This window comes from Microbacterium aureliae (assembly GCF_054780155.1).
In genome coordinates this window covers 1,124,422-1,143,085 of the sequence record NZ_BAAGWW010000002.1, presented here as the reverse complement: position 1 = coordinate 1,143,085, position 18,664 = coordinate 1,124,422, and the positions used below count along the sequence as shown (strand labels likewise).

The 18,664-nt window shown below is 73.6% G+C and carries 18 protein-coding genes; 6 read left to right on the top strand and 12 right to left on the bottom strand.

What is annotated here, in order from left to right; genetic code table 11:
• A complete protein-coding gene (locus ACYVF4_RS11345; protein WP_460722733.1) occupies nt 1–1,077 on the top strand; it encodes a M4 family metallopeptidase in 1,077 nt (358 codons plus the stop codon).
• Nucleotides 1,049–1,414 carry a protealysin inhibitor emfourin gene (locus ACYVF4_RS11340; protein WP_460722731.1) on the top strand — a complete coding sequence of 122 codons (366 nt, stop codon included), beginning with the start codon at nt 1,049–1,051 and terminating at the stop codon, nt 1,412–1,414. Before ACYVF4_RS11345 ends, ACYVF4_RS11340 begins: the two co-directional genes overlap by 29 nt.
• On the opposite strand, the gene ACYVF4_RS11335 is transcribed toward ACYVF4_RS11340, so the two are convergent.
• A complete protein-coding gene (locus ACYVF4_RS11335) occupies nt 1,404–2,021 on the bottom strand; it encodes a GNAT family N-acetyltransferase (protein ID WP_460722729.1) in 618 nt (205 codons plus the stop codon). The genes ACYVF4_RS11340 and ACYVF4_RS11335 overlap by 11 nt on opposite strands.
• 23 nt (nt 2,022–2,044) lie before the next feature.
• Nucleotides 2,045–2,767: a uracil-DNA glycosylase gene (locus ACYVF4_RS11330; RefSeq protein WP_460722727.1), complete on the bottom strand. Its 723-nt coding sequence runs from the start codon at nt 2,765–2,767 to the stop codon at nt 2,045–2,047.
• Between the two features lie 33 nt (nt 2,768–2,800).
• Here ACYVF4_RS11330 and ACYVF4_RS11325 point away from each other — a divergent pair, with 33 nt between their 5' ends.
• Nucleotides 2,801–4,288 carry an MFS transporter gene (locus ACYVF4_RS11325; protein WP_460722725.1) on the top strand — a complete coding sequence of 496 codons (1,488 nt, stop codon included), beginning with the start codon at nt 2,801–2,803 and terminating at the stop codon, nt 4,286–4,288.
• Here ACYVF4_RS11325 and ACYVF4_RS11320 read toward each other — a convergent pair.
• Nucleotides 4,281–5,090 (bottom strand): SDR family oxidoreductase, encoded by an 810-nt coding sequence (locus ACYVF4_RS11320; protein ID WP_460722723.1) that lies wholly within the window; start codon nt 5,088–5,090, stop codon nt 4,281–4,283. The two genes, ACYVF4_RS11325 and ACYVF4_RS11320, sit on opposite strands and share 8 nt — an antisense overlap.
• 129 nt (nt 5,091–5,219) lie before the next feature.
• Here ACYVF4_RS11320 and ACYVF4_RS11315 point away from each other — a divergent pair, with 129 nt between their 5' ends.
• Nucleotides 5,220–6,542 (top strand): bifunctional o-acetylhomoserine/o-acetylserine sulfhydrylase, encoded by a 1,323-nt coding sequence (locus tag ACYVF4_RS11315; RefSeq protein ID WP_460722721.1) that lies wholly within the window; start codon nt 5,220–5,222, stop codon nt 6,540–6,542.
• A 50-nt stretch (nt 6,543–6,592) separates the two neighbouring features.
• Here ACYVF4_RS11315 and ACYVF4_RS11310 read toward each other — a convergent pair whose 3' ends face one another.
• Nucleotides 6,593–7,291: an SDR family NAD(P)-dependent oxidoreductase gene (locus ACYVF4_RS11310; protein ID WP_460722719.1), complete on the bottom strand. Its 699-nt coding sequence runs from the start codon at nt 7,289–7,291 to the stop codon at nt 6,593–6,595.
• A 114-nt stretch (nt 7,292–7,405) separates the two neighbouring features.
• Here ACYVF4_RS11310 and metX point away from each other — a divergent pair, with 114 nt between their 5' ends.
• The gene (gene metX, locus ACYVF4_RS11305; protein WP_460722717.1) at nt 7,406–8,611 is read left to right on the top strand and encodes a homoserine O-acetyltransferase MetX; all 1,206 of its coding nucleotides are present in this window, start codon (nt 7,406–7,408) and stop codon (nt 8,609–8,611) included.
• A 1-nt stretch (nt 8,612) separates the two neighbouring features.
• Here metX and ACYVF4_RS11300 read toward each other — a convergent pair whose 3' ends face one another.
• The 5 genes from ACYVF4_RS11300 to ACYVF4_RS11280 all read right to left on the bottom strand — a co-directional run bounded on the left by ACYVF4_RS11300 (nt 8,613) and on the right by ACYVF4_RS11280 (nt 13,178).
• Nucleotides 8,613–9,350 (bottom strand): NUDIX domain-containing protein, encoded by a 738-nt coding sequence (locus ACYVF4_RS11300; RefSeq protein ID WP_460722715.1) that lies wholly within the window; start codon nt 9,348–9,350, stop codon nt 8,613–8,615.
• A 9-nt stretch (nt 9,351–9,359) separates the two neighbouring features.
• On the bottom strand, nt 9,360–10,577 hold the full coding sequence (locus ACYVF4_RS11295) for an MFS transporter (protein WP_460723134.1): 1,218 nt from the start codon (nt 10,575–10,577) through the stop codon (nt 9,360–9,362).
• 111 nt (nt 10,578–10,688) lie between these two features.
• A complete protein-coding gene (locus ACYVF4_RS11290; protein WP_460722713.1) occupies nt 10,689–11,003 on the bottom strand; it encodes a thiamine-binding protein in 315 nt (104 codons plus the stop codon).
• 39 nt (nt 11,004–11,042) lie between these two features.
• The gene (locus ACYVF4_RS11285; protein WP_460722711.1) at nt 11,043–12,281 is read right to left on the bottom strand and encodes a hypothetical protein; all 1,239 of its coding nucleotides are present in this window, start codon (nt 12,279–12,281) and stop codon (nt 11,043–11,045) included.
• Nucleotides 12,282–12,332: 51 nt separating this feature from the next.
• Entirely contained in the window at nt 12,333–13,178 is an 846-nt protein-coding gene (locus ACYVF4_RS11280) for an ADP-dependent NAD(P)H-hydrate dehydratase (RefSeq protein WP_460722709.1), read from the bottom strand.
• 33 nt (nt 13,179–13,211) lie between these two features.
• Between ACYVF4_RS11280 and ACYVF4_RS11275 the strand changes: the two genes are divergently transcribed.
• A complete protein-coding gene (locus ACYVF4_RS11275; protein ID WP_460722707.1) occupies nt 13,212–14,285 on the top strand; it encodes an NADH:flavin oxidoreductase/NADH oxidase in 1,074 nt (357 codons plus the stop codon).
• Between the two features lie 25 nt (nt 14,286–14,310).
• Here the strand turns inward: ACYVF4_RS11275 and ACYVF4_RS11270 are convergent, their stop codons facing one another.
• The 3 genes from ACYVF4_RS11270 to guaB1 form a co-directional block, all read right to left on the bottom strand.
• Nucleotides 14,311–15,402, bottom strand: coding sequence for a hemolysin family protein (locus ACYVF4_RS11270; protein WP_460722706.1), 1,092 nt, complete (start codon nt 15,400–15,402; stop codon nt 14,311–14,313).
• Entirely contained in the window at nt 15,399–16,733 is a 1,335-nt protein-coding gene (locus tag ACYVF4_RS11265) for a hemolysin family protein (protein WP_460722704.1), read from the bottom strand. The genes ACYVF4_RS11270 and ACYVF4_RS11265 overlap by 4 nt, the downstream gene beginning before the upstream one ends.
• 319 nt (nt 16,734–17,052) lie before the next feature.
• The gene (guaB1, locus tag ACYVF4_RS11260; protein WP_460722702.1) at nt 17,053–18,522 is read right to left on the bottom strand and encodes a GMP reductase; all 1,470 of its coding nucleotides are present in this window, start codon (nt 18,520–18,522) and stop codon (nt 17,053–17,055) included.
• Between the last annotated feature and the right edge of the window lie 142 nt (nt 18,523–18,664).

Below are 18,664 nucleotides of genomic sequence, written 5' to 3'. Positions count from 1 at the left end.
ATGGCCCACGCGATCGTCCCCCCGTACCTGCTCGCCCGGATCGCCTCGGTGCAGGAGCCCGCATGGTCGCGGGCGGCGCACGCCGCCAGGGCCACGCTGGCCGCCCCGCGGGACTACCGGCCGGTGCGCGGGCGGCTGCGGCTGTCGATCGAGGAGTCCGGGACGCTGCTGGCCGAGGCGCTGCCGGCACCGGACCGGATCATCTCGGATGCCGGGCACCGCGAGACGCTGCCGGGCGCACGTGTGCGCGGCGAGGACGAGCCCGCGACCGGGGACGCCGCGGTGGACGAGGCCTTCGACGGGCTGGGCGCCACCTTCGATTTCCTGTGGGACGCGTTCGGGCGCGACTCCCTCGACGGCGCGGGCGGCGAGCTGCGGGCGACCGTGCACTACGGCACCGACTACGACAACGCGTTCTGGAACGGCGAGCGCATGGTCTTCGGCGACGGCGACGGCGAGATCTTCACGGGCTTCACCCGGTCGCTGAGCGTCATCGCGCACGAGCTCGGCCACGGCGTCATCGAGGACGAGGGGGGCCTGGTCTACCGCGACCAGTCCGGCGCGCTCAACGAGTCCGTCGCCGACGTCCTGGGCGCCCTCGCCGAGCAGCATCATCTCGGCCAGCGCGCCGACGAGGCGTCGTGGCTCATCGGCGCCGGGATCTTCACCGACCAGGTGCAGGGCCGCGCGCTGCGCTCCCTCGCCGCCCCCGGCACCGCCTACGACGACGACGTGCTCGGCCGCGACCCGCAGCCGGGCCACATGCGCGACTACGTCCTCACGCGCGATGACAACGGGGGCGTGCACATCAACTCCGGCATCCCCAACCGCGCGTTCCACCTGGTGGCCACAGCCCTCGGCGGGCACGCCTGGGAGCGCGCGGGGCTCATCTGGTACCGCACGCTCACGGCCCGCACGCTGCCCCCCACCGCCGATTTCGTGACGTTCGCGCTGGCCACCGCGCGCGCCGCGGCGGCGGAGTACGGTGAGGAGTCGGAGGAGGCCGCCGCCGTGCGCGCCGCGTGGCGCGAGGTGGGCGTGATCGACGATGACCGACCCGGCGACACCCGGGAATGACGACTCGACGGATGCCGCGGCATCCGTCGAGGTGGACGTCGTGCGCACCGGAGGGTTCGCCGGCCTCCGCCGCGCCTGGCACGTCGTGGCCTCCGACGATGCCGACGTCGCCCGCTGGTCCGAGCTCGTCGCCCGGTGCCCGTGGGACGCCGGCGTCGACGAGAAGCCGGCGGCGGACGGCGCCGACCGCTTCACGTGGCGCATCCGCGCGCGCTGTCACGCCGAACCGGAGCGCGTGACCGACCTCGGCGAATCCCAGGTGGTGGGGGCGTGGCGCGACCTCGTGGACGAGGCGCGGGCGTGGCCGGCGACGGCGGACCGGCCGGTCAGCGGGTGAACAGGCTCCGCTTGGCCTTCTTGGCCGGGGTGAGGGACTTCTGCAGGTAGATCGTCCCGAGCCACCGCCCGAACTTGAACCCGACGCGCCCCATGCGGCCGACCTCGGTGAAGCCGAGCTTCTCGTGCAGCGCGATCGAGGCCTCCGCGCCCTTGTCGCTGATGACGGCGACGATCTCGCGGATGCCCTTCTGCTCGCACGCGGCGATGAGCGCCTCGAGCAGGGCGCGGCCGAGGCCCTTGCCCGCGGCCGCCTGGCCGAGGTAGATCGAGTTCTCGACCGTGTAGCGGTAGCTGGACTTGCCCGACCACGGCGAGACGTAGGCGTAGCCCAGCACCTGCCCCGACGGGGACTCGGCGACCAGGAACGGCAGCTCGAGCTTGCGCAGGTGCGCGACCTTGTCCCGCCACTGCGCGACGGTCCACTTCTTCTCGTCGAACGTCACGACGGAATTGGTGACGTAGTAGTTGTAGATCTCGCGGATGTCGGGGATGTCGGCGTCCTCGACCGGGCGGATGCGGTACGAGAAGGGCCGCTCCGGCTCCGCCCGCCGGCGCAGGTGCAGCGGCAGGCGACGGCGGTCGCGCTCGTACTCCTCCTCCAGCATGCTGTCAGCTTAAGCGGTCCGCCTCACACCGCCGCCGGCACCCGCCAGTCCACGGGCGCGGCCCCCTGCTCCTCGAGGAGCGCATTGACCCTCGAGAACGGCCGGGAGCCGAAGAACCCCCGCGACGCCGACAGCGGTGAGGGATGCGGCGACTCCACCACGGGCGTGTCCGCGAGGAGGGGGCGCAGGCTCGCGGCATCCCGCCCCCACAGCACCGCCACGAGCGGAGCGTCGCGAGCGGCCAGGACGCGGATGGCGTGCTCGGTGACCCGTTCCCAGCCCCACCCCCGGTGCGAGGCCGGCGCGCCGGGCGCGACGGTCAGCACGCGGTTGAGCAGCATGACCCCCTGCCCGGTCCACGCCGAGAGGTCGCCGTGGGCGGCGGGGGCGATGCCGAGGTCGGCCTCGAGCTCCCGGTAGATGTTGGCCAGGCTGCGCGGAAGGGGACGCACGTGCGCGTCGACCGCGAAGGACAGCCCGATGGGGTGACCGGGCGTCGGGTAGGGATCCTGGCCGACGATGAGCACCCGCACGTCGGGAAGCGGCAGGGTGAAGGCCCGCAGCACCCGTTCGCCGTCGGGCAGGTACGCCCGCCCGGCGGCGGTCTCGGCCCGCAGGCGATCGCCGAGCCGGGCGATGTCCTCGGCCACGGGGGCGAGCGCTGCGCTCCACGTGGGGTGGATGAGCCCGGCGTCGGCGAGGGCGGCCGCCGAGGGTGCGGGGACGGGCGCGTGCGGATCTGCCACGCCTCCACCCTAGGTGCCGGTATCGTCGCGATCGTGAGCCCCCTCCTCCCCGCCCGCGACCGCCTGCGAGGGTCGGCGCTCGGCATCACCGCCGGCCTCATCGGGTGGTTCGTCCTCGTCGAGATCACCAGCGGGATTCTGCAGGGGTACTACGTGCCGCTGTTCACCGACATCGTGCGGCACCTGGGGATCCACGACTCCGACGTCAATTGGTTCGAGGCCGCGCAGCTGCTGCTGTCCTCCCTGGTCGTGCCCGTTCTCGCCAAGCTCGGCGACATGTACGGGCACAAGCGCATCCTGCTCGTCGCGACGGTGCTCACCGCCGCCGCGAGCTGGTGGCTGGCCTTCGCGGGCTCGTTCTGGACGTTCCTGGCGGCGTGGGCGCTGCAGGGCTTCTACGTCGTCTGGCTGCCGCTCGAGATCGCGCTGATCTTCGACCGCGGCCGCCGTCAGAACCGCGGCGTGTCCACGACGCGGCGCGCGGCGGGGCTGCTGGTGGTGGGCCTGCAGGTGGGGGCGATCGCCGGGGCGCTCGCGGCGGGGCGCATCTTCGCCGCCACCGGCGATCTGACGCTCACGCTCATCGTGCCCGCGATCGCCGTCACCCTGATCGCGGTGGTCATCTGGCTGGCCGTCCCCGAGTCCGAGCCGACGGCGGGGAGGCGACTGGACACCCCCGGATTCGTGCTGCTGGCCCTCGGTCTGCTCCTGGTCACGAGCGCGCTGACCTTCCTGCGCCTGAACGGGCCGGGCTTCGTCGCGGTGTGGCTGCTGCTGGCGGCCGGTGCCGGCATGTTCTGGTGGTTCGTGCGATTCGAACTGCGGCAGGACGACCCCGCGATCGACATCCGGGTGCTCCGCCGACCCGAGATGTGGCCGGTGCAGGCCACCGCCTTCCTCATCGGCATCAGCCTGCTCGGCGCCCAGGCGCCGCTGTCGACCTATGCCGGCACCGATCCGGCGCTCGGGTACGGGCTGGGGCTGGACGCCACCGACCGGTCCAACGTCATCGGGCTCTACCTGGTGTCGCTGATCGTCGGGGCCGTGCTGTTCGCCGTGACGTCCCGCCGCGCCAACCCCCGCCTCGTCCTCATCGCCGCGGCGGCGATGGTCGGAGCGGGCTACCTGCTGTTCGTGCCGTTCCACCTGGAGCTCTGGCAGGTGCTGCTGAACCTCTCGATCGCGGGGCTCGGATCCGGCGCGCTCGTGGCCGCGATGCCCGCTGCCGCCGCGGCGGCGGCGCCGCGGGGCCAGACGGGTGTGGCGTCGGCCCTGACCAACACGACCAAGACGATCGGCGGCACGTTCTCGTCGGCGGTGTTCGGCGTGGTGCTCGCCGCCGGGGCGGGGATCGTCGCGGCCGAGACCGCCGCGTCGCTCGGCGGCTACCTGACGGTGTGGATCGTGTGCGCGGCCGGCGGATTCGCCGCCGCGGGACTGCTGGCGTTCGTCCCGCGCGTCGCCTTCGCCGACCCGGCGGACGAGCCTCGTGCCGCCGCGGGCGAGGCCCAGGTCATCTGAAGGCGCCGTCGGCCGGCCGCGGGCGCAGCGGCCCCCGCGCCAGCAGGTGCTGCGCCGACTGCGCGACCGGGCGCATGGTGACGAGGTCCAGGTTGACGTGCCCGGGCGCGTTGAGGGCGTACGCGATGACATCGGCGACGTCTTCGGCGGTCAGTGGGGCGACGACGTCCTCGTACACCCGCTCGGCGGCGTTGCGGTCGCCGCCCAGGCGGTTGAGGGTGAACTCCTCGGTGTGGACCATGCCCGGGGCGATCTCGATCACGCGGATCGGCTCGCCGTTCAACTCGAGCCGCAGCGCGTGGGCGACCATGGCCTCACCGGCCTTGGCGGCGTTGTAGCCGGACCCCCCGGCGTAGGCGGTCTGCGCGGCGGTCGAGGTGACGAACAGCGTGTCGGCGTGTCCGTCCTCGGCCGCTGCGGCCCGCAGCAGCGGCAGCAGCGCGGCCGTCATCCGCTGCGCCGACAGGACGTTGACCTCGAACATCCACCGCCAGTCCGAGGGGTCGCCGTCCTCGACGCGGTCGGCCCCGCGCGCACCGCCGGCGACGTGGACGAGGGCGTGGACCGGGCCGGACCCGGCGAGCCATTCCGCCAGAGCCTGGACGTCGGCCTCGGCGGTGACGTCCGCGGCGAACGCCACGGCGCCCGTCTCGGCCTGCAGCTCCTCGAGGCGGGTCGCACGGCGGGCGACCGCCACGACCTCCCAGCCGCCGGCGCGCAGCGCCCGCACCGTGGCCGCTCCGATCCCCGAGCTCGCCCCCGTCACCACTGCGCGTCGTCCCGCCGGAACCCGTGTCGTCATAGCCACTCACGCTACCGGGGGTCGCAGGTTACGTCGCGTGTCCGGCCCCGTTGAGGCGGGCCGGGGGCCCCCGTAGCCTCGATCCGGTCGGCCGCGAGCGCCGGCCCCGTGAACCCCCAGGAGTGAGAGATGTCCGCACCCGAGAACTGGCGTTTCGAGACCAAGCAGGTCCACTCGGGCGCTCAGCCCGACCCGGTCACCAAGGCCCGGGCGACGCCGATCTACCAGACGACCTCGTACGTCTTCGACGACACCACCCACGCGGCGAACCTGTTCGCCCTGGCCGAGTTCGGCAACATCTACACGCGCATCCAGAACCCGACGCAGGACGTCCTCGAGCAGCGCGTCGCGGCGCTGGAGGGGGGCACCGGCGCCCTCGTCGTCGCCAGCGGCCAGGCCGCCGAGAGCTTCGCCGTACTCAACATCGCCCAGGCCGGGGACCACATCGTCTCGTCGAGCTCGATCTACGGCGGCACCTACAACCTCTTCAAGTACACCCTGGCCAAGCTCGGCATCCAGACCACCTTCGTCGAGAACCAGGACGACCCCGAGGAGTGGCGCGCGGCGGTGCGGCCGAACACGAAGCTCTTCTTCGCCGAGACCGTCGGCAACCCCAAGATCAACGTGCTCGACATCCGCGCGGTCGCCGATGCCGCGCACGAGGCCGGCGTCCCCCTCATCGTCGACAACACCATCGCCACCCCGTACCTCATCCGCCCGTTCGAGCACGGCGCCGACATCGTGGTGCACTCCGCGACGAAGTTCCTCGGCGGTCACGGCACCACCATCGGCGGGGTCATCGTCGACGGCGGCTCGTTCCCGTGGACGAAGCACGTCGACCGCTTCCCCGGGCTCACCGAGCCCGACCCCTCGTACCACGGCGCGAGCTACACCACCGCCGTCGGCGACGGCCTGGCCTACATCATCAAGGCCCGCGTGCAGCTGCTGCGGGACCTCGGCGCCGCCATCTCGCCGCAGAGCGCGTGGCTGCTGATCCAGGGCATCGAGACGCTGTCGCTGCGCATGGAGCGGCACGTCCAGAACGCCCAGGAGATCGCGGAGTGGCTCGAGAACCACGAGGACGTCGCCGGCGTGAACTACTCCGGGCTGCCCACGTCGCCGTGGTACGCCGCCGCGAACGCCTACGCCCCGAAGGGCGTCGGCGCGGTGCTGTCCTTCGAGCTCAAGGGCGGGGTCGAGGCGGGCCGCGAGTTCGTGAACTCCCTCGCGCTCTTCAGTCACCTCGCCAACATCGGCGACGTCCGCTCGCTGGTCATCCACCCGGCATCCACGACGCACTCGCAGCTGACCCCCGAGCAGCAGCTCACCGCCGGCGTCACGCCGGGGCTGGTGCGACTGTCGGTCGGCATCGAGAACGTCGACGACCTGAAGGCCGACCTCTCGCAGGCACTCGCCGCCGCGCGCCGCGTGTCCGAGGCCGCGCGCGCCTGACGCACGACGGAGCGGCCGGGTCCCCCTCGGGGGCCCGGCCGCTTCGTCGTTCACGCGCGCATCTTGGGACGGAGGCCGCCGAGCCCCCCGTCGACCCCCAGCACCTGGCCGGTGATCCAGTCGTTCTCGGGATCGAGCAGGAAGGTCACGGCCCGCGCGACGTCGTCCGGCGTCCCCAGCCGCCCGAGCGGGTGCATCGCCTCGGACACCTTGCGCGAGGTCTCGGATGCCGTCAGCGCGGCCGTCAGCGGCGTCTGGGTGAGCCCGGGGGCCACGGCGTTGACCCGCAGGTTCTGCGAGGCGTAGCTGGCCGCGGCCGAGAGGGTCAGCCCGACCACCCCGGCCTTGGCCGCCGCGATGGCGTCGTGGTTCGGCAGGCCCGCCAGGGCGGCCGCCGACGACACCAGCACCACCGACCCACCCCTCCGCAGGTGGCGGCCGGCGGCGCGAACCGTGGCGAAGGCGGTCGTGAGCGAGGCGGCGACGATGTCGTCGTACTGCTCGCGCGAGGTCAGGTGGGCGGGCTTGAGCAGCATGGAGCCGGCGAACGCGGCGATGCCGTCGAGGTCGCCGACGCTCTCGACCGCCTGGTCCACGGCCTCGAAATCCGTGGCCTCCAGCACGATGTCCGGGTCGATGCCGTCCCGCCCGCGCGCCGTGGTGACCACGTCGTGCCCGGCGGCTCGAAGCCGCTCGACCGTCGCCGAACCGATCCCGCTGGATGCCGCAATCACCAGGTATCTCGCCATGGGCCCCATTGTGGCCCGCCCCGACCGCCCCGGGGGCCGTCCGGAGGGGACCGCCTGCTCGACGCCGCGCGTAACACGCGGACCCGCCGCCGTCCGGGCGAGGACAATGGACCGATGGACTGGCAGACCTCCGAGGACACCGTGCCGTCGGCACCGGTGACGGAGGCGGACGCGCGCCTGCTGCTGGGTCGTCCCCCCGCCACGGGGGCGTGGCGCGACGGCGATCCGGTCGGCGAGCGCCACTTCGCCGCCTTCGGCGCCTTCCACACCGAGGGCGGGCGCGAGCTCCCCGGCTACCGGCTGGCGTACGAGACGTGGGGCGAGCTGAACGCCGCGCGTGACAACGCGGTGCTGGTCCTCCACGCGCTCACCGGCGACAGCCATGTGCGCGGCCCCGCCGGGCCGGGCCATCCCACGTCCGGCTGGTGGGACGACATCGTCGGTCCCGGCGGGCCGATCGACACCGACCGCTGGTTCGTCGTCGCGCCCAACATGCTCGGCGGATGCCAGGGGTCGACGGGTCCGGCCAGCATCGGCCCCGACGGCTACGAGTGGGCCTCCCGCTTCCCCTACCTCACCATCCGCGACCAGGTGGCCGCGCAGGTCCGCCTCGCCGACGCCCTCGGCATCGACGTGTGGGCGGCGGTCATCGGCGGCTCGATGGGCGGCATGCACGCCCTGGAATGGGCCGTGGGCCTGCCCGACCGCGTCCGGCGCCTCGGGGTGCTGTCCTCGCCGCCGGTGAACACCGCCGACCAGATCGCCCTCAACTCCGTCCAGATCGAGGCCATCCGCATCGATCCCCGCTTCTCGGGCGGCGAGTACTACGACGCCGGGGACGGCGACGGCCCCACGCGCGGCCTCGCCCTCGCCCGGCGCATGGCGCTGCTGAACTACCGCTCCCCCACCGAGCTGAACCAGCGCTTCCAGCGCTCGTGGCAGTCGGGCGTGAGCCCCCTCGGGCGCGGCGGACGGTTCGCCGTGGAGAGCTACCTCGACTTCCACGGCAACAAGTTCACGCGCCGCTTCGACGCCAACAGCTACATCGTGCTGGTCGAGGCGATGAACTCCCACGACGTCGGCCGCGATCGCGGCGGCGTCGAGGACGCGCTCGCCCGCGTGAGCGCCACGGCGCTCGTGCTCGGCATCGACAGCGACCGGCTGTTCCCCATCGACGGGCAGCACCGCATCGCCCGGGGCCTGCCGCACGCGCTCGACGGCGACCGCGCGGTGGTGCTCTCGAGCGACTTCGGCCACGACGGCTTCCTCATCGAGACCACGGCCGTCGGCGGCCACGTGCGGCGCCTGCTCGAGAGCTGACTCAGAAGTCGCGTTCGTAGACCCACGGCAGCGAGCCGATGCGCAGGCGGTGCCGCGGCCGGTGATCGCCGGATGCCGGTGGCGCGGCATCCGGGTCGTACTCGCCGTCCTCGCGCCACAGCATCATGGCGCCGTCCTCGGCCGGTCGCTGCCGGGTCTCGAAGCGGCGGACGCCCGCGCGCCGCGCCCGGGCGAGCAGCGCGTCGGCGCCCGCCGCGCCGCGCAGGTCGTAGAGGGTCACCCACGTCGGCGGGTAGAGGGTGAGCCGGCCCCGCGCATGCCGCGACAGCGCCTCGTCGGGTGTCAGCCACGCCGCGTCGACGGCCTCGTCCGGTGCCAGCGAGAGCTCGCCCGCCGGGGCGGGGCCGAGGAAGAACCACGTGCGGATGCGCAGGGGGATGCCGGTCGGCGGGTGCCACCGCGACAGCGTCACCAGCGCCGCGGGATCCAGGATCAGGCCCGCCTCTTCCCACGTCTCGCGAACCGCCGCGCGTCGCGCGGCCGCCTCGACGTCGGCGGGCGCCGCGGGGTCCTCGTCGGCGGCCTCGAGGCGCCCGCCCGGGAACACCCACCCGCCCGGAAACGACCCGCGATCGGGACGGCGCAGCAGCAGCACCTCGGCGCCGGCGCGCCCGTCGCGGGCGAGGACGAGCGTCGCCGCGACCGGCAGGGACTCGTCGTCCGGGAGGGCGTGGCCGGCGGCGTGGGCGGCGGCGTCATCGGCGGCGGGTGGGCTCACCCGCCCAGACTACGACCGGGCGAGGACCGGCTCCCGCTCCGCGGCGGGCGGCGCGGGGACGGCGCGGCGCTCGGCGGCGAGGCTGATGACGGCGATCGCCAGGCCCGCGACAGCCAGCACGACGCCCGCCCACGCGGGGGCGACGAAGCCCCAGCCGGCCGCGATCACGGCGCCGCCGAGGAGCGCGCCGAGGCTGTTGCCGATGTTGAGCGCGGAGTGGTTCAGCGCCGCCGCGATCGACTGGTTGTCGCCGGCGACGTCCATCAGCCGGGTCTGGATGGTGGGGCTCAGCACCGCCGAGACGAACCCGGTGGCGAAGACGAGCGGCACGAGCGCCCACAGCGACGAGGCCGTCACGGCGAGCAGCGCCAGGATCAGCGCGAGGGCGGCGAGCCCCCCGACGAGCGATCGCCGCAGGTCGCGGTCGGCGAGGAAGCCGCCGGCGATGTTGCCGATCGTCATCCCGACGCCCATGACGACGAGGACGAGGGGCACGACCCACGCCGAGGCCAGCGCCACGTCGGTGATCATCGGGGCGACGTAGCTGTAGACGGCGAAGAAGCCGCCGAACCCCACGGCGCCCACGCCGAGGGTCAGCCACACCTGACCGATGCGGAAGACGCGCAGTTCGGCGCGCAGGGTTCGACCCGGCTCCCCCGCGTGCGCCGGCACCGACAGCGCGATCGCCACGGCGGCCAGCGCGAAGAGGGCGGTCACCACGATGAAGGCGGCCCGCCAGCCGAACTGCTGGCCGAGGAAGGTGCCCGCCGGAACCCCCACGACGTTGGCGAGGGTGAGTCCGGTCAGGACGAACGCCACCCCCTTGGCGCGCATGCCGGGCCCCAGGACGTCCGCGGCGACGAGGGCGCCGATGCCGAAGTAGGCCCCGTGCGGGAGCCCCGCCAGCAGGCGGGATGCGGCGACGGTCTCGAACGTCGGCATCACGAGGGTGAGGGCGTTGAAGACGGTGAGCGCGACGGCGAGGGCGACCATCACGCGGTGCCGGGGGAACCGTGCCACGACGCCCGCGATGGTCGGCGCGCCGATGACCACGCCCAGCGCATAGAGGCTCACGAGGGTGCCGGCCTGGGCGATGGCGTCCTCGGGGCGCGTCGCCCAGGCGCCCGGCAGCAGATCCCGCGCGATGTCGGGCAGCAGGCCCATGACGACGAACTCGGTCATGCCGATGCCGAAGCTGCCGATGGCGAGCGAGAGGAGCGCCCTCATCGCCGCACCCCTCGACGGGGTCGAGGTGGTCACCGCTTCATGCTAGCCCGCGGGACGGCATCCGTCGAATCGATTCGGCTCAAGACGACGAGCGGATGCCGACGGCCCCGGCTACCGGTCGGCGTCGCCGTCGAGGGCGGTGCGCAGCCGCTGGATCTTGGCGTCGATCTCGCCGCTGTAGCCGGGGCGGATGTCGGCCTTCAGCACGAGGGACACACGGGAGCCGAAGGGCAGCACGGCCTCGGTGGCGCGCTTGACGACGTCGAAGACGTCGTCCCACTCCCCCTCGATCTCGGTGAACATCGAGGTGGTGCGGTGCGGCAGACCGCTGTCCTCGACGATGCGCACGGCCGCCGCGACGGCGTCGTGGACGGATCCGTCGGCACGGCCGGTGCCGCTGGGGGCGACCGAGAATGCGACCAGCATGGGTTCTCCTTCGGGGGGGGTGCTGCGCGGACGGGGCGTTCAGGCAGCGGGTTCGGACGGGGCCGGGACCACGGGTGCGGGCCTGGAGCGCCCGCGCGTCTCGCGCAGCACCCGGACCAGGTGGGCGATCACGAGAGCCAGCAGAGCGACCAGCGCGAGGTTGCGCGCGGTGAGCACGACGACCATGCCGGGAGAGACCTGCAGGAGCGCGTCGTACAGCCACGGGAAGATCAGCTGCGTCAGGGCGAGCACCCCGATCAGGAAGACGGCGGTGCGCCGCCAGCGGCGCCGGTCCAGGACGAGCCCGATGACGACGGGGGCGATGAGCCACGCCATGTACTGGGGCGAGCCGACCTTGTTGAAGACGATGAACGCCAGCACGAGCGCGAGGCCGAGCGGCGGGAACAGCCGCACGAAGGTCGCGCCGCGCCACGCCGCCGCCGCACCCAGGCCGGCGATGGCCGCCATCGCGAGCGCCATGAGCGGTGTCATGAGCGCGATGACGACGTCGACGTTCGGGCCGGTCACCTGGAAGGTCACCATCTGCGCGTCGTAGTAGACCCACGCGCCCGGATCCCCGGCGACCGCCCCCCAGAGGTACACGGTGCTCACCGGCGCCTCGAGCTGCAGGCCGCGCTCGGTCTGGTCGCCGACGAAGCTGAAGACGTGCGCGATGCCGCCGAGCGCCACGACCGCGATGACCACGGCGGCCGAGAAGATCGCGGCTCCGCCGAGAAGCGGCATCCGTCGTCGTGCGGCGATCACCGCCGCGCCGAGGACCGCCGCCGGCCACACCTTCAGCCACGTCGCCGCCGCCAGCAGCACCGACGCCGCCCAGGGCCGCCTGACCGCCCACAGACCGCCGGCGATCGCCAGCGGGACGGTGAGGGCGTCCAGGCGGAACATGCCGACGCCGCCCAGTGCCGTCGCCGCGAGCAGCCAGAACCACGCCGCCGCCCTCCGCCCGCGCGAGCGCGCGGAGCCGACGAGCATCGCGAAGACGGCCGCGTCGGCCGCCGTCACCACCAGGCCCCACGCGAGGGTGTAGTCCACGACGGCGAGGGCCTGGGCCAGCAGCATCGGCACCAGCGCGAACGCGGGGTACACCCAGTCCTCGGTGATGCCGGGGATGCCGGCACCGGCCACGACGGTGCCCGCCCACCACCGGTAGAGCTGGTCAACGTCCCACGACGCGGCCTTGCCGAAGGCGAACTCCACGCCGATGAGCACCGCGTGGACCACGCCGAAGGCCGTCCACAACGCCGCTCGCCTCGACACGCTCCCATGCTACGGAAGGCATGGGCGCCGGCAGCGGAAGTGACGCCGCGTTCAGCCCCGCGCGCCGGCGACCACCTCGGCCACCGCCGCCGGCAGGCGAGCGGCGACGTCGGTCGCCGTGATCGGGCCGCCTTCGGGACCCAGGGCCGCGGCGGCGAGCTCGGCGGCGCGGGCGTGCAGCCACGCGCCCGTGGCGACGGCGTCCCGCAGCGACACGCCGTGCTCGCTCGTCGCGGCCACGATCGAGCCCACGCACCCCGCGAGGACGTCGCCGGTGCCCGCCGTGGCCAGCCACGCCGTCCGCACCGGCACGAGGGCCGCGTCGCCGCGCTCGTCGACCACGATCGTGCGCGAGCCCTTCAGCAGCACCGTGCCGCCGAGCGCCCGCGCCGTCTCGCCCGCGTGCGCGGCCCGGCCGTCGTCGTCGGCCGCCTGCGCCTGCTCGCGGAGTCCGAGAAGGCGCCGCAGGCGCTCGTGCTCGCGGGCGTGCGGGGTCACCACCCGCGGCGCCGCCGCGCCGACGGCCAGGTCCAGCGCGCCGGCGTCGACCACCACGGGCACCGGCCCGTCGAGGATCTGCCGGAGCGCGCGGGTCTCGGCATCCGTTCGCTCCTCGGGGTCCGTGCCCGAGCCGATCACCCAGGCCTGCACGCGCCCCGGCGCGCACACCGTCTCGGGGCGCGCGGCCAGCACGAGCGAGGCCGGGCGGTCGCCGCCGAGATAGCGGACCATGCCGATCCCGGTCCGCCACGCCGCCTCGACGCCGAGCACCGCCGCACCCGGATACCGGTCGGACCCGGTTCGCAGTCCCACGACGCCGCGGGAATACTTGTCGTCGTCCGCCGTTGGCACCCGCAGGACCCGCGCGGCATCCGCCGCCGTCCATGTCACCGACATGGCGACACCCTACCCACCGGGAGCGACTCCACCATGAGCATGCTGTTCCAGCCGCTGACGATCCGGGGCGTCACCGCCCGCAACCGGCTGTGGGTCGCGCCCATGTGCCAGTACAGCGCGGTGGGCGGGATGCCGCAGGAGTGGCATCAGGTGCATCTGGCCCAGTTCGCCTCGGGCGGCGCCGGCCTCGTGGTCGCCGAGGCCACCGCCGTCGCCCCCGACGGGCGGATCTCGCCCGAGGACACCGGGCTGTGGTCGGACACGCAGGCGGACGTGTGGCGACCGATCGTCGCCGCCGTCCGCGCCCGCGGCGCGCTGGCCGGCGTGCAGCTCGCCCACGCGGGCCGCAAGGCCTCGACGTGGTCGCCGCTGACCGGCAAGAGGGGCACCGTGCCCGCGGCCGACGGCGGCTGGCAGACCGTGGCCCCGTCGGCGATCGCGTTCGAGGGGTTCGACGCGCCCGTCGCGCTAGACCACGCCGGCATCGACCGGGTCGTCGAGGCGTTCGGCGAGGCCGCCGCGCGCGCGACGGCCGCGGGCTTCGACGTCCTCGAGATCCACGCGGCGCACGGCTACCTGCTGCACGAGTTCCTCTCGCCGCTGTCGAACCGGCGGGACGACCGCTACGGCGGGTCGCTCGAGGATCGCGCACGGCTGCTGCTGCGCGTGGTCGACGCGATCCGGGATGCCGCGCCCGCCGCCCCGCTGCTCGTGCGCTTCTCGGCGACCGACTGGGCCGACGGCGGGCTCACCGTCGACGAGGTCGCCGTCGTCGCCGGGTGGGCCGCCGAGCGCGGTGCGGACCTGTTCGACATCTCCAGCGGCGGGCTCGTCGCCCACCAGCGGATCGAGGTGGGCCCCGGATACCAGGTGCCGCTGGCGAGGACCGTGCGGGAGCGCACCGGCCTGCCCGTCGCCGCCGTCGGGATGATCGACGACGCCGCACAGGCCGAGTCCGTGCTGGCCGACGGCGCCGCCGACGCGGTGATGTCCGGGCGCGAGTGGCTGCGCGACCCGCACTACGCCCTGCGCGCCGCCGTCGAGCTCGGCGTCGACGTGCCCTACTGGCCCGTCCAGTACGAGCGGGCCCGCCCGCGGCCGCGCTGACCCGCGGTCAGCGCGGGCCCCGGGGTCAGCGCAGGCCCCGGCGGGTGGCGTCCTGCACCTCGCCGACGAGCTCCTCGATGATGTCCTCGAGGAACAGCACCGCCGTGACCTCGCCCGTCTCGTTCCGCACCTGCGCCAGGTGACGACCGGCCCGGCGCATGAGCGCGAGGGCGTCCTCGAGGTCGGTGGTCTCCTGCAGCGGCACCATGTGATGGATCCGCTTGGGCGGGATCGGGCGGGCGACGTCGGCCGCCGCCCCGCCGGACGAGGAGCCGCCGGCGGCCGCGGCGTCCGGGTCCTCCGCCGCGCGCAGGACGTCCTTGAGGTGGACGTAGCCGACGGGAGCGCCCGCGTCGTCGACGATCACGTACCGCGAGAAGCCGTGCTTGGCCACGGCTCGCTCGATGCGGTGCGGCGTCGTCGTCGCCGGCAGGGTCACGAGGTCGGCGAGGGGCACCGCGATGTCCCCGGCCTTCTTGTCGGTGAACTCCACCACCGCCGCCACCGTCCCCGCGGTGTCGTCGAGGACGCCCTCGATGCGCGACTGGTTGACGATCGTCGCCACCTCTTCGAGCGTGAAGGTCGAGGCGGCCTCGTCCTTGGGCTCGACGCGGAACAGCCGGACGATGTGGTTCGCGATCCAGTTGAGGGTGACGATGACCGGGTGGAAGAGCTTGGACACCCACACCAGGGGCGTCGCGAGCATCAGCACGGCGCGGTCGGGCAGCGAGAAGGCCAGGTTCTTCGGCACCATCTCGCCGAACACCACATGCAGGTACGACACCAGCAGCAGCGCGATGACGAACGCGATCGTGTCCACGGCACCCTCGGCCAGCCCCGTGAGCTTCAGCGGCTCGGCGAGCAGGTGATGGATCGCCGGTTCCGAGACGTTCAGGATCAGCAGGGAGCAGATGGTGATGCCGAGCTGGCTGGTCGCGAGCATGAGCGTGGCGTGCTCCATCGCGTACAGCGCGGTCTTGGCCGAGCGCATGCCCTTCTCGGCGAGGGGCTCGATCTGCGACCGGCGCGCCGAGATGACGGCGAACTCGGCGCCGACGAAGAAGGCGTTCGCGATCAGCAGCACGAACAGCCAGGCAAGTCCTGCCCAGTCGCTCATCGGACGCCTCCCTTCTCGGTCGCCGAGACATCGGTCTGATGCACCGGGGCGGGCCGGAAGCGCACCCGGTCGACGCGGCGGCCGTCCATGCGCTGCACCTCGAGGGTGCCGTCCTCGATGTCGACCGTGTCGCCGACGACCGGGATGCGCTCGAGCACGCTCATGACGAAGCCGCCGACGGTGTCGTACACCTCGTCCTCGGGGATGCGGATGCCGGTGCGGTCGAGCACCTCGTCGGGCCGCAGCTCACCGGGGAACAGCACGCTGTCCTGCGCGCGGACGATGCCCGCGCGGCGGCGGTCGTGCTCGTCGAGCACCTCGCCGACGATCTCTTCGACGAGGTCCTCGAGGGTGACCACGCCCGCCGTCCCGCCGTACTCGTCGACGACGACGGCCATCTGGTAGCCGCGCGAGCGCAGCTCGGCCATGAGGGCGTCCAGGTGCACCGCCTCGGGGAAGCGCAGTGGCTCGGTCGCCAGCGCTCCGGCCGGGACGTCGGCGCGCCGGTTGCGCGGCACGCTGATGGCCGCCTTGAGGTGCACGATGCCGGTGATGTCGTCCATCGACTCGTCATAGACGGGGAAGCGGCTGTGGCCGGTGCGACGGGCGAGCTGGATGACGTCCTCGGCGCTGTCGGCGGCGGGCAGGGCGTGCACGCTCGGCCGCGGCGTCATCACGTCGGCGGCGGTCAGGCGAGAGAAGGTGAGGCTGCGGTCCAGTAGCGAGGCGGTGTCCTTCTCCAGGACGCCGGCGCTGGCCGAGCGCCGCACGAGGCTCGACAGCTCCTCGGCGGTGCGGGCGCCCGAGAGCTCCTCCTTCGGCTCGACGCCCATGGCGCGGAGCACGCCGTTGGCGCTGCCGTTGAGCATCGAGATCGCGGGGCGGAACACGGTGGTGAACGCCACCTGGAACGGCATGACGAGCTTCGCCGTCTGCCGCGGCACCGCCAGGGCGAAGTTCTTCGGCACGAGCTCGCCGAGGATCATCGAGAAGATCGTGGCGACGGTGATGCCGATGACCGCGGCGATGGGGGTCACCAGGCCCTCCGGCATCCCCCACGTGGTGAACACCGGACGCAGCAGGTTCGAGATCGCCGGCTCCATCGTGTAGCCGGTGAGCAGCGTCGTCAGCGTGATGCCCAGCTGCGCGCTGGACAGGTGCGTCGAGGTGATGCGCAGGGCGCTGATCGTCAGCGCGAGCCGGGACTCACCGGCGGCCATCCGCGATTCGAGGTCGGCGCGGTCGAGGTTCACCAGCGCGAACTCGCTGGCGACGAACAGGCCGGTGCCGATCGTGAGCAGGAGCCCCACGCCCAACATGACGTAATCCATCACACGTCACCCCCGATCCGACGGGAGAAGGGACAGTGGGGCGAGCGTCTGCAACTAGGAGGGTCGTCCATCGTCCGTCCAGTTTACGTCAGCCGCCCCCCGCCCCGTCCGCGTCCCCGCCCCGCCTCCCGCGCCTCCCGCGCCGCCCGCGCCCGGCGCCCCGCCCCGCCTACCTTCTGCGACCAGATCACGTGATGCGCACGACATCACCCGTTGCGGACCGTCCCTTGCGGGTGATCTCGTGCCGATCACGTGATCTGGTCGCGAGGAAGGAGGAGCGAGGAGTGACGTGAAGGTGGGGCGGGGGGCCGGGGGCGGGCTACCAGCTGACGGGGAGCGCCTTGCCCTCGTCGTACCCGGCGGCGGACTGCAGCCCGACGCGCGCACGCTCGTGGAACTCCGCCACCGTCGCCGCGCCGGCGTAGGTGAACGAGGACCGCACTCCCGAGGTGATCATGTCGACGAGGTCCTCCACGCCGGGTCGCAGCGGGTCGAGGTAGATGCGCGAGGACGAGATCCCCTCGGCGAACAGCTCCTTGCGCGCGAGCTCGTAGGGGTTCAGCCGCCCGAAGCGCTCGTGCACGGCCTTCGTCGACGCCATCCCCCACGATTCCTTGTACGCGCGCCCGTCGGCGTCGGTGCGCAGCTCGCCGGGCGCCTCGATGGTGCCGGCGAACCACGAGCCGATCATGACGGATGCCGCGCCCGCCGCGAGCGCCAGCGCGACGTCCCGGGGGTAGCGCACTCCCCCGTCGGCCCACACGTGCGCGCCGTGGCGGCGCGCCGCCTCGGCCGTCTCGAGGACCGCCGAGAACTGCGGCCGCCCGACGGCGGTCATCATGCGCGTCGTGCACATCGCCCCCGGGCCGACGCCGACCTTCAGGATCGTCGCGCCCGCCGCGACGAGGTCCTCGACGCCCTCGGCCGTGACGATGTTGCCCGCGGCGATCGGGATGCCGAGGTCCAGCGCCGCGACCTCGTGCAGCGCCCGGAGCATCTGCTCCTGGTGGCCGTGGGCGGTGTCGACGACCAGCACGTCCACGCCCGCGGCGGCCAGCGCCCGGGCCTTGGCGGCGACGTCGCCGTTGATCCCCAGCGCGGCCGCGACGATCAGCCGGCCGTCGGAGTCCAGCGCGGGCCGGTACAGGGTCGAGCGCAGCGCGCTGCGGCGGGACAGGGTGCCGGCCAGGCGGCCGTGCTGCAGGACGCAGACGGTGTCCGCGCCGGTCGCGGCGATCACGTCGAACGCCTGCCGCGCACCGCCGACCTCGTCCGCGTCGATGGCCGCCGACCGGCCGCGCGCGAGGTCCCCGAGCCGCGCGTCCGCGAGCGCGGTCCCGAGCCGCACGGCGGGGACGACGCCGAGGATGTCATCGGCGTGGATGCCGTCGGCCGGGCCGGTGGCGGCGGACTGGGCGACGACGATCCCGTGGCCCTCGGTCGCCGGCAGCAGACGGCGCGCGTCGGCGACCGTCGCATCGGGCGGCAGGACCAGCGCGGTGTCCCACGTGACCGGCTGCGCCTTCACCCACCGGATCGCCGCGTCCAGCTCCTGCAGCGGCATGTCCTGCGGGAGCACGCCGAGACCTCCGCGGCGCGCCAGCGTGGCGGCCAGACGGGCGCCGGTGACGGAGTTCATGTTCGCCGAGACCAGCGGTATCGTCGCGGCCGTGCCGTCGCGGGGAGCGAGATCCACGTCGAGCCTGCTGGCGATCCCCGACCTCCGCGGGACGAGGAAGACGTCGGAGTAGGTCAGGTCGATGTCGGGACGCGCGCCGATGAACTCCACGCGTCAAGGGTAGTGATTCCTCCCCCAGCGAGAGGAATGCCGTTTTCTGCCTGTCGCGGGAGGTCTCAGCGAAACCGCGGGGACGAGTCTGGGCTACGCTTAACGTTCGTGCGTGCCGGCGTCGTACGCCCCGCACGGTCAG